The 13,621-nt window shown below is 61.1% G+C and carries 12 protein-coding genes and 1 tRNA gene; 7 read left to right on the forward strand and 6 right to left on the reverse strand.

The window, feature by feature from the left end; translation table 11 throughout:
• Positions 1-286 precede the first annotated feature (286 nt).
• The 3 genes from GMST_RS18395 to GMST_RS18405 all read right to left on the reverse strand — a co-directional run bounded on the left by GMST_RS18395 (position 287) and on the right by GMST_RS18405 (position 1,636).
• Positions 287-361: transfer RNA gene (locus tag GMST_RS18395), tRNA-Cys, on the reverse strand.
• A gap of 94 nt (positions 362-455) precedes the next feature.
• On the reverse strand, positions 456-1,022 hold the full coding sequence (gene pgsA / locus GMST_RS18400) for a CDP-diacylglycerol--glycerol-3-phosphate 3-phosphatidyltransferase (protein WP_371873141.1): 567 nt from the start codon (positions 1,020-1,022) through the stop codon (positions 456-458).
• 41 nt (positions 1,023-1,063) lie between these two features.
• Complete coding sequence (locus tag GMST_RS18405; protein ID WP_183356279.1) at positions 1,064-1,636, reverse strand: lytic transglycosylase domain-containing protein; 573 nt, start codon at positions 1,634-1,636, stop codon at positions 1,064-1,066.
• 221 nt (positions 1,637-1,857) lie between these two features.
• Here GMST_RS18405 and nadB point away from each other — a divergent pair, with 221 nt between their 5' ends.
• The 7 genes from nadB (at position 1,858) to GMST_RS18440 (ending at position 10,452) form a co-directional block, all read left to right on the forward strand.
• Complete coding sequence (nadB, locus tag GMST_RS18410) at positions 1,858-3,453, forward strand: L-aspartate oxidase (RefSeq protein WP_183356171.1); 1,596 nt, start codon at positions 1,858-1,860, stop codon at positions 3,451-3,453.
• An 8-nt stretch (positions 3,454-3,461) separates the two neighbouring features.
• Positions 3,462-3,737, forward strand: coding sequence for a chorismate mutase (locus tag GMST_RS18415; RefSeq protein WP_183356172.1), 276 nt, complete (start codon positions 3,462-3,464; stop codon positions 3,735-3,737).
• 14 nt (positions 3,738-3,751) lie between these two features.
• On the forward strand, positions 3,752-3,961 hold the full coding sequence (locus GMST_RS18420; protein ID WP_183356173.1) for a hypothetical protein: 210 nt from the start codon (positions 3,752-3,754) through the stop codon (positions 3,959-3,961).
• The gene (gene glnD, locus GMST_RS18425) at positions 3,962-6,652 is read left to right on the forward strand and encodes a [protein-PII] uridylyltransferase (RefSeq protein WP_183356174.1); all 2,691 of its coding nucleotides are present in this window, start codon (positions 3,962-3,964) and stop codon (positions 6,650-6,652) included.
• Positions 6,652-7,530: a site-specific tyrosine recombinase XerD gene (gene xerD / locus GMST_RS18430; RefSeq protein ID WP_183356175.1), complete on the forward strand. Its 879-nt coding sequence runs from the start codon at positions 6,652-6,654 to the stop codon at positions 7,528-7,530. Before glnD ends, xerD begins: the two co-directional genes overlap by 1 nt.
• A 178-nt stretch (positions 7,531-7,708) precedes the next feature.
• Entirely contained in the window at positions 7,709-8,908 is a 1,200-nt protein-coding gene (locus GMST_RS18435; protein WP_183356176.1) for a cofactor-independent phosphoglycerate mutase, read from the forward strand.
• A 239-nt stretch (positions 8,909-9,147) separates the two neighbouring features.
• The gene (locus tag GMST_RS18440; protein ID WP_183356177.1) at positions 9,148-10,452 is read left to right on the forward strand and encodes an aminotransferase class I/II-fold pyridoxal phosphate-dependent enzyme; all 1,305 of its coding nucleotides are present in this window, start codon (positions 9,148-9,150) and stop codon (positions 10,450-10,452) included.
• A 226-nt stretch (positions 10,453-10,678) separates the two neighbouring features.
• Here GMST_RS18440 and lepB read toward each other — a convergent pair whose 3' ends face one another.
• The 3 genes from lepB to GMST_RS18455 all read right to left on the reverse strand — a co-directional run bounded on the left by lepB (position 10,679) and on the right by GMST_RS18455 (position 13,470).
• Complete coding sequence (lepB, locus tag GMST_RS18445) at positions 10,679-11,344, reverse strand: signal peptidase I (protein WP_183356178.1); 666 nt, start codon at positions 11,342-11,344, stop codon at positions 10,679-10,681.
• 52 nt (positions 11,345-11,396) lie between these two features.
• Positions 11,397-13,196, reverse strand: coding sequence for a translation elongation factor 4 (gene lepA / locus GMST_RS18450; RefSeq protein ID WP_183356179.1), 1,800 nt, complete (start codon positions 13,194-13,196; stop codon positions 11,397-11,399).
• A 70-nt stretch (positions 13,197-13,266) separates the two neighbouring features.
• Positions 13,267-13,470 (reverse strand): hypothetical protein, encoded by a 204-nt coding sequence (locus tag GMST_RS18455; RefSeq protein WP_183356180.1) that lies wholly within the window; start codon positions 13,468-13,470, stop codon positions 13,267-13,269.
• Positions 13,471-13,621: the final 151 nt, after the last annotated feature.

Here is a 13,621-nt window from a genome sequence, read left to right on the forward strand (position 1 = left end):
AGTCAGGGGGTGAGTCAGGGGGTGAGTCAGGGGGTGAGTCAGGGGGTGAGTCAGGGGGTGAGTCAGGGGCGAGTCAGGGGGTGAGTCAGGGGCGAGTCAGGGGCGAGTCAGGGGCGAGTCAGGGGCGGGGAAAGGCGCGGGGGAAGGCGCGGGGGAAGGCGCGGGGGAAGGCGCGGGGGAAGGCGCGGGGGAAGGCGCGGGGGAAGCCGGTTCCCGTCACTAAGGGCCAAGGGGGGCGCGATACGAAAAAAGGCTTACAGATCGCTCTGTAAGCCTTAGGTTTCTTTGGAGGCGGCACCCGGATTCGAACCGGGGAATAAAGGATTTGCAGTCCTTTGCCTTACCACTTGGCCATGCCGCCGTTTCCTTCAATGGAGACGCGTTTATAACCTGATTCGCTTTGGCTGTCAACCTCAAATTTTCACTATCTGCGACAAATCCCGCCTGCACTCACGCTACTTCACAATCACTCTCATGAACTTGTAGAGGTAATCGACGCCGGACCAGATAGTTATGATGGTGGCGATCCAGAGGTAGAACATCCCGACGTTGTGCATGTTCACCACTAACAGAGGATGATCGACTGAGAAGAACCAGCGATAGTCGTAGTGCAAGAGCAGACCGATGATAGCGACCAACTGGAAGATGGTCTTGAACTTCCCCAAGTTAGAAGCCGGAATGACGATCCCCTCGGTGGAGGCGATGCCGCGCAAGCCGGTGATGATCATCTCGCGCCCCAGAATGACCAGCACCATCCAGGCCGGCACCCGGTCGAACGGGAGGATCATGATGAGCGCCGCCATGACGATCAGCTTGTCGGCGATGGGGTCGAGGAACTTCCCGAAGACGGTGACGATCCCCATGCGCCGGGCCAGGTAGCCGTCCAGCCAGTCGGTGACCGAGGCGGCTGCAAAGAGGGCCGCCGCCCAGAAACAGGGGGTGCGCTCCGGGGAGAGGAGCAGGATGCACAGAAGGGGTATCGCCGCAATCCTCCCCATGGTGAGGATGTTGGGCAGGTTCATTACTTGCGGTGGTGCCGGTTTCGACATGGAATAGTAGGCCTTTAGCGGTAGTTATTTCGGTAGCTCAGCACCTTGGCTACGTACTGCTGGGTTTCGGGATAGGGGGGGATGCCGCCGTACTTGGCCACCTTGGAAAGCCCGGAGTTGTAAGCGGCCAACGCCAGGGACTCGTTCCCCTTGAAGGTGTCCAGAAGAAAGCGCAGGTAACGCACCCCGCCGCGGATGTTGTCCCCGGGGTCCATGCTGTCAGCCACCTTGAGTCCCTTGGCCGTGCTCGGCATGAGCTGCATGAGACCCTGGGCCCCCTTAGAGGAAACTGCGGTCGGGTTGTAGCCGGACTCGGCGTGGATCACGGCCTTCACAAGAGAACTATCCACCCCGAACTCCCGGGAACAGGCCAGGATGATCGGCTCGAACTGGGCCGGGTAACGGGCGTAACCGGGGAGCTTGAAGGCGGTCCGTAACTTCCTGTCCTTCTTGATGTCCCGCATGAACACTTTGAACCGCTTGTCCGTAGGGGCGTCGGTAAAGTGAAGGGTCCCGTCGGGATCCTCATAACGATAAATATCGGCGTGCGCTAAGCTGGAAAACGTCAGCACCGCCAGTATCAGCATGTGGGTGACGAGGTGTGCTTTCAAGTTGCAAAAACCTTCCTTTGGCATCTGGCAAAAAGCAGTGACGCCCTGAAGACATATAGACGAATTGCCAGATTAATTCAAGGCCTATTGTGCCAGTCGCGCCCGAAATGCCTTGACAAAAATCCGGGGGAGATCAATAATTTGCCAGTTTTCTGAACGCCATAGCCGTTATGTATACGGTTTAGATCGGGGGATGCATGAAGCAGCAAAGCGATTTTCTGGTGATCGGCAGCGGGATTGCCGGGCTCTCTTTCGCCCTGCAGGCTGCCGCCCACGGCAGCGTCGCCGTGGTTACCAAGCGTGAGATAGCCGAATCGGCGACCAACTACGCCCAGGGCGGGATCGCCACGGTCTCCTCGAATGAAGATACCTTCGACGCCCACGTGCAGGACACCCTGGTTGCCGGCGCCGGCATCTGCCACGAGGACGTGGTGCGCATGGTGGTCGAGGAGGGTCCCCAGGTGATCAGGAACCTGATCGAGTGGGGCGTCCAGTTCACCATGAACGAAGGTGGCTACGACTTGACCCGCGAGGGGGGGCACAGCGCCCGGCGCATCCTGCATGCCGAGGACGTCACCGGCCGCGAGATCGAGCGCGCCCTGGTCGCCGCCGTCGCCAAGCACCCCAACATCACCATCTACGAAAACCACATCGCCATCGACCTCATCACCGAGGCGAAGGTCCTCAAACAGCCCCTTAAAGAGAACCGCTGCCTGGGTGCCCACGTGCTGGACATCAAGGCCGAGAAGGTGAAGACCTTCGCGTCGCGCATCACGCTCCTCGCCTCCGGAGGGGCGGGGAAGGTGTATCTCTACACCTGCAACCCCGACGTGGCTACCGGCGACGGCGTCGCCATGGCCTACCGCGCCGGGGCCACCGTGGCCAACATGGAGTTCATGCAGTTCCACCCGACGACCCTCTACCACCCGACCGCTCGCAGCTTTCTGATCTCGGAAGCGGTGCGCGGCGAGGGGGCGATCCTCAAGCGTCGGGACGGCACCGCCTTCATGGAGCGCTACCACCCCTTGAAGGACCTGGCGCCGCGCGACATCGTGGCCCGCGCCATCGACAACGAGATGAAGACCCACGGCGACGACTGCGTCTACCTCGACATCAGGCACCGCGGCGCCGAGTACATCACCCAGCGCTTCCCCAACATCTACCAGACCTGCCTCGAGTTCGGCATCGACATGTCCAAGGACATGATCCCGGTTGTGCCGGCGGCACATTACCTGTGCGGCGGGGTCGCGGTGAACGACGACGCGGAGACCGACGTAAAACACCTCTACGCCATCGGTGAGGTCGCCTTCACCGGCCTGCACGGCGGCAACCGCCTGGCATCCAACTCGCTTTTAGAGGCCGCGGTCTACGCGGGGCGCGCCTTCAAGCACGCAGTCGAGGTGCTGAAAAAAGAGAGCTTCAACACGCCGGAAATTCCCCACTGGGACTGCGGCACCGCGACCAACTCTGACGAGATGGTGGTGGTCTCCCAGAACTGGGACGAGATCAGGCGCTTCATGTGGAACTACGTGGGGATCGTGCGCACCGACAAGCGGCTGGAGCGCGCCATGCACCGCATCGATCTGATCCAGCGCGAAATCGAGGAGTACTACTGGAATTTCATCGTGACGAGCGATCTCATCGAACTGAGGAACATCGCCACGGTGGCCAAGCTCATCGTTTCCTGCGCCCAGCTCAGGAAAGAATCGCGCGGACTCAACTACAACATCGATCATCCGGGCGTCGACGACGTGAACTGGCAACGCGACACCTACTTAAAGAAAGGGTTTTAGAGGTTCTCATGACCATCGACGAGATCAGGGCAGAGATCGACCGGCTGGACTCGGAACTGTTGCGCATCTTCAACGAGCGCGCCTCGCTCGCCCTCAGGATCGGCGAGATCAAGAAGGGGCTCGACCTGCCGGTGTACGACCCGGCCCGCGAGAAGCGCATCTTCCAGCGCATGGCCTCGGAGAACCAGGGCCCTCTGGACGATCAGGCCATCGTGAGGCTCTTCGAGAGGGTCATCGACGAATCGCGCCGCCTGGAGCGCATCATGACCCGCGGCGATCACTAAAGGAGGATACATTCGTGCTGATTGTCATGCGCAAGACGGCCGATATGGCAGCCCAGGAAGAGATCAAGGCCTACCTCATCGACCGGGGATTCGACATCCACCAGTCCACCGGCGCCAACCGGGTCATCATCGGGGTGATCGGCGATACCGAGACTCTGGAAGTAGCCGACATCGAGAAGTTCCCCGGCGTGTTGCAGGTCGTAAGGATCGCAAAGGAAGAATGAATGCGGCTCAACATCAACGGGTACCTGAGCGAGTCCCTCAAAGGTGACGGCAAGAGTTTCGAGGAGAAACGCGGCGCCTACCTGGCCGCCGCGCGGGAGTTCCTCGAGCATTACCGGGAAGAGCTGAAGCGCAGCCACCGCGAAGGCGACGACGGCATCCACGTGGTGCAGGCCATCACCGCGATGACCGATGCCCTGGTGGTGCGCCTCTTCACCGCGCTCTCCGACGACTTCCAGATCACCGGCAAGTCCGGCGAGCTGGCCCTCATCGCCGTGGGGGGGTACGGGCGCGGCGAGCTGAACCCGTACTCGGACCTCGACCTCATGTTCCTCTACAAGGGGAAGGATTCCAAGCGGGTCGAGGAGGTGGCGAACCGCCTGCTCTACTTCCTGTGGGACCTGCGCCTGGACGTGGGCTACTCGGTGCGTACCATCCAGGACTGCGTCGAGATGGCCAACGGGGACGTGACGGTAAAGACCGCACTTCTGGATGCGAGGCTCTTGCACGGCAGCGAGAGCCTTTTTCACGAGCTGAAGAAGGTGATGGTGAGCCAGGTGCTCGCCAAGAGGAGCGACGCCTTCATCGGCGAGAAGATCGAGGAACTCAAGAAGCGGCGCGAGAAGTACGGCTCGAGCGTCTACATCCTGGAACCGAACCTGAAGGAAGGGGAGGGGTGCCTGCGCGACCTGCACACCGCCATGTGGGTCGCCAAGGTGAAGTACAAGGTGGACGAGCCGCGCGAGCTGGTGATCAAGGGGGTGCTCTCCGAAGAGGACATCGCCGTCTACTACTCGTCGCTCAACTACCTGTGGCGCATCAGGAACGAACTGCACTACGCGGCCGGCCGGAAAAACGACCAGCTCACCTTCGACGCCCAGATCTCGCTCGCCCGCTTCTTCGGCTACGAGGACCGCGGCAAGGTGCTCGCCGTCGAGCAGTTCATGCAGGACTTCTACCTGCACGCCAACCGGGTCGAGCATTTCGCCTCGGTCTTGATCACCAAGTGCAGCCAGCGCGACGAGGGGGCCCGCAAGTTCCTGGGCTACTTCACCCGCCGGCCGGTGGGCGAGGGGTTCTACGTCATGAAGGGGGAGCTCGTGGTCCCTGACGAGACCGTGATCCAGAAGGATCCGATCCGGCTCATGCGCATCTTCGAGTTCGCCCAGAAACAGGGGGTGGAGATCTCGGTATCCACCAAGGGGCTGGTCCGCGACAACCTGGACCTGGTGAACGACAAGTTCCGCCGCTCCAAGGAGGCCCACACCTCCTTCTGCAACATCCTGCAGTGCGACAAGAGTGTCTACGAGACTCTGCAGCAGATGCACCACCTGGGCTTTTTGAACCGTTACATCCCCGAGTTCGAACGGATCAACTGCAAGGTCCAGCACGACGCCTACCACATCTACACCGTCGACACCCACACCCTTTTCGCGGTCGAAGAGATCACCAAGCTCTGGCACGGCGAGCACAAGGACGACCTGCCGCTTTTAACCCAGCTTGCCAAGGAGATCGACAAGCGTTGGCTGCTGCTTTTGGCGGTCATGCTGCACGACATCGGCAAGGGGGGCGGGGGCGGCCACGCCGAACTGGGCGCCGAACTTTCCAAGACCATCGCCCGCCGCATGGGGCTCACCAAGGAAGACAGCGAGCGCCTGCAGTTCCTGGTGCGCCAGCACCTGTTGATGGCCCACATCGCCCAGCGCCGCGACCTGCACGACGAGGGGATGATCATCCAGTTCGCCCGCCAGATGGAGAAGAGCGAGAACCTGAAGATGCTCTACCTCTTGACCTATGCCGACATCAAGGCGGTGGGACCGGACGTCTGGACCGAATGGAAGGGGCTTCTCCTGCAGGAACTCTACGAGAAGGCCTTCCAGGTGCTCGAACGCGGCGACTTCAAGCTCGAGGCCTCCGGCGACCGGGTGCGCCGCGTGAAGCGTGCGGTGTACGACCTGCTCAGCAGCGACTTTCCCGCGCAGCCCATCAAGGACGAACTGCAGGCCCTCTCCACGAGGCACCTGCTCTCCTACAGCCCCGAGATCATCGCCGGTCACATGAGGATCTTGCTCGGCCTCTCCAGCGAGCACACCCTGGAACTGAAACTCGGCCACGAGGTGGACAAGGGGTACACCAACTGCACCATCTGCACCTACGATATCCCCGGGCTCTTTTCCATGATCACCGGGGTGATGGCCGCCAACGGCATGAACATCCTGGGTGCCCAGATCCACACCAACAAAAACGGCAAGGTGCTGGACATCCTGCAGGTCAACTCGCCCCAGGGGTTCGTGATCACCGACGAGGGGCGCTGGTCGCGCCTGGAATCCGACCTGCGCCAGGTCTTGAGGGGCGAGGTAAAGGTGGATGCACTGGTGGCCAAGCGGCACCGCCCCAGCATCCTCTCCGAGAAGGCCAAGCCGACCATGCCGGCGCGCGTGGAGATTGACAACGAGGTCTCCGGCGATTACACCGTCATCGACATCTACGCCCACGACAAGGTGGGGCTCCTCTACTCGATCACCAGCACCCTGACCCGGCTCGGTCTCTACATCGGCGTCTCCAAGATCTCCACCAAGGTGGACCAGGTGGCCGACGTCTTCTACGTGAAGGACATCTTCGGGCAGAAGATCAGCGATGCAGAGAAACTCGACGAGATCCGCCGGGATCTTCTGGCCGCCATCGACAGCTAGTGGATCAGTACCTCGACCTCTTTTTGAATTACCTCCTGGTGGAGAAGGGGGCCGCGGCCAACACCGTGGCCGCCTACAGCCGCGACCTCGCCCGCTACCTTTCCTACCTCGGTAACCGTACCCCCGACCAGATCCGCCCCAGCGACGTTGCGGGCTACCTGGCGCACCTGAAGGGCCAGGGGATGGCGCCGCGCTCCCGGGCACGCGCCCTTTCCGCGTTGCGCATGCTGCACCGCTTCCTGGTGGTGGAGGGGTACTGCGAACTCAACCCCAGCTCCATCATCGAGGCCCCGAAAGGGGTGCACAAGCTCCCCGCGGTGCTGAACAGCCGCCAGGTCGAGGCGCTTTTGGCCGCCGCGCGCGGACCCGGAGCCATCGAACAGCGCGACACCGCCATGCTGGAGTTGCTCTACGCCACGGGATTGCGGGTTTCCGAACTGGTGGGGCTGTCGCTTGCCGAGGTGAACCTCTCTGCCGGCTACCTGATGACCATGGGGAAGGGGAACAAGGAGCGGCTGGTCCCGATCGGGGAGAGTGCCTGCCAGGCGGTGAGCCGCTACCTCGAGGAGGCGCGCGAGGAGCTCTTGCGCGGCAAGGGGAGCCGCAACCTCTTCGTGAGCCGCCTGGGCGAGGGGATGACCCGGCAGGCCTTCTGGAACATCATCAAGAAGCGCGCGCTGCAGGCCGGCATCAGCACCGCCATCTCCCCGCACACCCTGCGCCACTCCTTTGCCACCCATCTCCTGGAGAACGGCGCCGACCTCAGGAGCGTGCAGATCATGCTGGGGCACGCCGACCTCTCCTCGACCCAGATCTACACCCACGTGACCCGCGAGCGGCTCAAGCGCCTGCACGGCGAGTTCCATCCCAGGGGGTAGGGAGGGGGGAAACAGGGATCAGGGGCTAGGGGGTGATTATTCACCCGACACTCACCTTTTTCGGTCACCGTTTCTTGTGTTACTGCTCTTATTCATGCTATACCAACCCCGGTGACTAAAATCTCATAAAGCTATCCACGCTTTCCCATAACTTACCCAGGACAAGAGGACCCGATTCATGAAGTACGTTGTGCTGCTGGGCGACGGCATGTCGGACCAGCCGATAAAAACTTTGGACGGGAAGACTCCGCTGCAGGCGGCGAAGACCCCGAATATGGATTTCATGGCGCGCCGCGGTACCCTCGGCCTCGCCCAGACGGTTCCCCAGGGCTACCCGCCGGGATCCGACGTCGCGAACCTCTCGATGTTCGGCTATAACCCGGTCGAGTGCTACACGGGGCGCTCGCCGCTGGAAGCTGCCAGCATGGGCGTTTCGCTGGGCCCCGACGATGTCGCCTTCCGGATCAACCTGGTGAACCTCGATGCCCGTGCCGGCCGGCTCACCATGAACGACTACTCGGCAGGGCACATCTCCACTGCCGACGGCCGCGAGCTGGTTGAGGAGCTGCAGCGTCAGCTGGGTAACGACGAATTCTCCTTCCACCCCGGGGTGAGCTACCGGCACCTTTTGGTCTGGCACGGCGGCAACACCCAGATCAAGGCAACCCCTCCGCACGACATCACCGGTCAGGACGTCATCATGCACTTCCCAAAGGGGGAAGGGGCCGAGAAGCTCATCGAGCTTATGAACAGCTCGCAGCTCATCTTTAACAACCACCCGCAGTACAAGCGGCGCCTCGCGGCCGGCGAAACGCCGGCCAACTCGATCTGGCCCTGGGGGCTGGGGAAGGCGCCCGCCATGGCGAACTACCGGGATAAGTTCGGGCTCTCCGGCGCGGTCATTTCGGCTGTCGACCTCATCAAGGGGATCGGGGTTTATGCCGGTCTGGATATCATCGAAGTCCCCGGCGCTACCGGCTACCTGGACACCAATTTCGCTGGAAAGGCCTCTGCCGCCGTTGAGGCGCTGAAAGAGCGCGACTTCGTATTCGTACACGTGGAGGCGCCCGACGAGGCCTCGCACTCCGGAAAACTCGCCGATAAGCTGAAGGCGATCGAACTCTTCGACGAGCTGATCGTCGGGCCGGTCCTCGAAGGGCTCAAACAGTTCGGCGAGTACCGCGTCCTCTGCGCCCCGGACCACCCGACGCCGCTCGCGCTCATGACCCACACCTCCGATGCCGTCCCGTTCGTGATCTACAGCGGGGAAGAGGCCGAAAAACCGGGTGTCGCGGGCTACGACGAGATCTCCGCGAAGGGGACCGGCGTTCATGTCGCCGAAGGGTTCCGCCTCATGGAGCAACTGCTGGGGCGGTAAGAGCCGCTGTAACTTTGGGTAGTTGTGAAGGGGCGGACCATGTGTTCGCCCCTTGTATTTGGATCCCTTTCTGGGTGACATTTCGGTTCTCTGCAATTTAATTAGCACCGCCCGCCTCTACTCCCACATTCCCGTTGACAAGTTGTCTACGACACGTTTAAATTGCGTTTTCAATTAAAACGTTGTCCAACTAGGTACTAACCTTCGCAATAATCAATCACTTCACCAGGAGGAACTACATGAACCCGTTGGCCGCAGAACTGAACGAGGCTCTTGCCCAGCACAGCCCGCACGTGCTGGAAATGCTGTCCGATCTCGGTAAAAACCTCTTCTTCCCCAAGGGTATCCTGACCCAGTCGGCGGAAGCCAAGGAAAAGGCCCACAAATTCAACGCCACCATCGGTATTGCCACCGAGAACGGCGGCCCGATGTACCTCTCCTGCATCCAGGACAAGCTCTCCGGCTTCGATCCCAAGGACATCTTCCCCTACGCGCCGCCGGCGGGAAAGCCGGAGCTGCGGAGCCTCTGGAGGGAGAAGCAGCTGCGCGAGAACCCGAGCCAGCTCGGGAAGCATTTCAGCAACCCGATCGTCACCAACGCGCTGACCCACGGCCTCTCCATCGTCGCCGACATGTTCATCGACAAGGGTGACCACCTGATCCTGCCGGATATGCTCTGGGGCAACTACAACCTGACCTTCACTACCTGCTGCGGCGCCATCGTGAAGAAGCACCCGACCTTCACCGTGACCGGGGGCTACGACATCGACGCCTTCAAGACGACCCTGCAGAACTCCGCGGAAGAGAAGGGGAAGGTGGTTGTACTCCTTAACTTCCCGAACAACCCGAGCGGCTACACCCCGACTGTTGCCGAGGGCGAGGCGCTGGTTGCCGCCATCAAGGAAGTCGCCGAGGGGGGCTGCAACGTGGTCGCCATCACCGACGACGCCTACTTCGGCCTCTTCTACGAGGACAGCCTGAAGGAGTCCCTGTTCGGCAAACTGGCCAACCTGCACCCGCGCATCCTGGCCATTAAGCTGGACGGCGCTACCAAGGAAGAGTTCGTCTGGGGCTTTCGTACCGGCTTCATCACCTTCGCCGACGGCAACGACTACGAGAACGCGCCGGTGATGAACTCGCTCGAGAAAAAGGCGATGGGGATCATCCGCGCCCGCATCTCCAACTGCCCGCACCCGTCGCAGACCTTCGTCATCGAGGCGCTCCGCTCGCCCGACTTCCTGAAGCAGAAGGAAGAGAAGTTCCAGATCATGAAAGGGCGCGCGCTGAAGACCAAGGAAGTCCTGAACAGCGGTAAGTACGAGAAGGCCTGGGATTACTACCCGTTCAACTCCGGCTACTTCATGTGCCTGAAGCTTAAGGCGGTCGAGGCCGAGAAGCTGCGCCTGCACCTCCTGGACAAGTACGGCGTCGGTGCCATCTCGACTGCGAAGCACGACCTGAGGATTGCCTTCTCCTGCATCGCCGAGAAGGACATCCCGGAACTGTTCGACATCATCTACAAGGCGGTTCAGGACCTGGCGTAAGGTCCGCGCTCCCCCAAAGTAAAAGCCCCTGTCCAGTTCTGGACAGGGGCTTTTTTCATGGCTGATCGTGGCTTTCCGAGGGATAGATCCGTGGGGGGCGAATGATTATTCGCCCCCACGGTTGCATTACTGGTACGGTGGCGAGCCGGTTACCCGGGGCAACAAAAGGCCCATCGGATTTCCCGATGGGCCTTTTGTCAACCTCAACCTTTAACCTCAACCTCTTCTAGTTTATGAGCTTCCCGATGGAGTTGAAGCGGACGCGGAACTTGTCCTTGTCCCAGGACCAGTACTTGATGAAGGCGAGCCCCTTGATGGCGTCCTTGCCTACGAAGCCCCAGAAACGGCTGTCGTAGGAGCGGTCCCGGTTGTCGCCCATCACGAAGTAGGAGTTGGGCGGGACCACCACGGCGTCCTTGTTGTCGCGCGGGTTGGCCTCCTTGGGGATCTCTTCGTTCTCCTTGTGGATCTCGTGCGGGTTCGCGTAGAGCTTGCCGTTCACGTAGACCCGCTTGTGCTTCACCTCGACCGTGTCCCCGGGGACGCCGACCACCCGCTTGATGAAGTCCTTGGAAGGATCCTCAGGGTACTCGAAGACGATCACGTCGCCCTGGCGCGGGTCGCGCAGCTTGACGATGCGGGTGTTGGTGAAGGGGAGCTTCGCCCCGTAGATGAATTTGTTGACCAGGATGTGGTCGCCGATGGCCAGGGTGTCCTCCATGGAGCCGGAGGGGATCTTGAATGCCTGTACGATGAAGGTGCGGATCACCAGCGCGAGCAGGATGGCAATAGCGATCGATTCGGCGTACTCCCGAACGATATGTTTGCCCTGTGCAGCCTTGGGTGCCTTCGCAGTTTCGTTTTCGCTTGCGACGTTCTTCAAATCTTCCATTACCAGTTGTTCCCCTTTGTGAGTTGGAGGGCGTCAGCCATCCGAAAGTGGGCTATCCTTCAACCTTCAGAATCGCCAGGAACGCCTCTTGGGGGAGTTCCACGTTGCCGACGTTCTTCATGCGTTTCTTGCCTTCCTTCTGCTTTTCCAACAGCTTGCGCTTACGGGTGATGTCGCCGCCGTAGCACTTGGCGAGGACGTCTTTTCTCAGTGCCTTCACGGTCTCGCGCGCGATGACCTTGGCGCCCACCGCCGCCTGGATGGCGATCTCGAACATTTGGCGCGGGATGAGCTCCTTCATCTTGGAGACCAGTTCCCGGCCGCGGTAGTAGGCCTTGTCCTTGTGGATGATGAGGGACAGGGCGTCCACCACTTCGCCGTTGATCATGATGTTGAGGCGCACCAGGTCGCTTTGACGGTAGTCGAGCATCTCGTAGTCGAGCGAGGCGTACCCCTTGGTGATCGATTTCAGGCGATCGTAGAAGTCGAGCACCACCTCGTTCAAGGGGAGCTCGTAGACCACCATGACGCGGGTGGGGGTCAGGTACTTGATCTCGCGCTGCACCCCGCGCTTCTCCTCGCAAAGGGCCAGGATCCCGCCCACGAAGTCGTTGGGCACGTGGATGGAGGCGAGGATGAAGGGCTCCTCCAGGTAGGCGATCTCCTGGACCGGCGGGAGCTGGTTCGCGCTTTGGATCTGGGTCATGCTGCTGTCGGGGTGGTGCACGTTGTAGACAACCGTCGGGGCTGTGGTGATGAGTTCAAGGTTGAACTCGCGTTCCAGGCGCTCCTGGATGATCTCCATGTGAAGCAGACCCAAAAAGCCGCAGCGGAAGCCGAAGCCCAGCGCCAGTGAGGTCTCAGGGTCATAGGAGAAGGAGGAGTCGTTCAGTTTCAGCTTGGCAAGCGCGTCGCGCAGCTGCTCGTACTGCGAGGTGTCGATCGGGTAGAGCCCCGAGAACACCATCGGCTTCACTTCCTTGTAGCCGGGGAGGGCGGCATCGCAGGGGTTGTGCAAAAGCGTCACGGTGTCGCCGACCTTGGCGTCGGCCACCTCGCGGATGCCGGCGATGATGAAACCGACCTCGCCCGCGCTGAGCCCCTGGACCTCGCGCATCTCGGGAGAGAAGACGCCGGCCTTCAGGACCTCGTAGCTGCGCCGGTTCGACATGAGCTGGATCTTGTCGCCCTTTTTAACGGTGCCGTCCACGATGCGCACCAGGATGATGACACCCTGGTACTGGTCGTACCACGAGTCGAAGAGGAGCGCCTTCAACGGCTTGTCCGGTTCGCCCTGCGGCGGCGGGATCTTCTTGACGATCTCCTCGAGGATCTCCTTGGTGCCGATCCCTTCTTTGGCGCTGGCGAGCACCGCGTCGTGGGTGTCGAGACCGATGATCTCCTCGATCTCCTGCTTGACGCGCTCGGGCTCGGCGGCGGGAAGGTCGATCTTGTTCAGGACCACGAACACTTCGAGATCGGCGTCGAGGGCCAGGTACACGTTGGCAAGCGTCTGCGCCTCGACACCCTGGGAGGCGTCCACGACCAGGAGCCCCCCCTCGCAGGCGGTGAGGGAGCGGGAGACCTCGTAGGTGAAGTCGACATGGCCCGGAGTGTCGATGAGGTTCAGGACGTAATCCTTGCCGTCATCGGCGCGGTAGTTGAGTCGAACGGTTTGCGCCTTGATGGTGATGCCGCGCTCGCGCTCCAGGTCCATCTTGTCGAGGAACTGGTCCTGCTTGTCCCGGGCGCTCAGCGTGCCGGTGAACTCGAGGAGGCGATCAGCGATGGTGGATTTGCCGTGGTCGATATGGGCGATGATCGAGAAGTTGCGAATGTGCGATAGTACCATATTGTCCTTTATCAAGGGGAGGTTAACTAATGAATGATATAGGAGCAACAGGTGAAAGTAAAGGGATTTCTCAACGCTTGGAGGCTGTTGGTGGGGTTGTATTCGCGCTGTGCGGACCGCGCACGCCGTGCGCCAAGAGGAGGTCTTCCTCCCATGAATTCTGGTTCGGCTCGGTTCTTAACAGCCATTCCTGCAGGGTCGTCTTGAAAGCGCGCAGGAAGAACCGAACCGTGACCAGTACCGCGTAGCCGATGATGAGCGATTCGAGTCTCATAGTACCCTCGCCGGGAAGCCGCTTCTCCCGCGGTTGGTGTGCCCGGAGGCGCTGAAAACCATTGCCCGGAATCCGGGAGGTTGCCGTCAGCTCAGGCCGCAATCTGTAGACCTTTTCGACCCGTTGAGTGATTTCTTGAATCTCGATTCCG

The organism is Geomonas silvestris, from assembly GCF_014193515.1.
Classification (GTDB): domain Bacteria; phylum Desulfobacterota; class Desulfuromonadia; order Geobacterales; family Geobacteraceae; genus Geomonas; species Geomonas silvestris.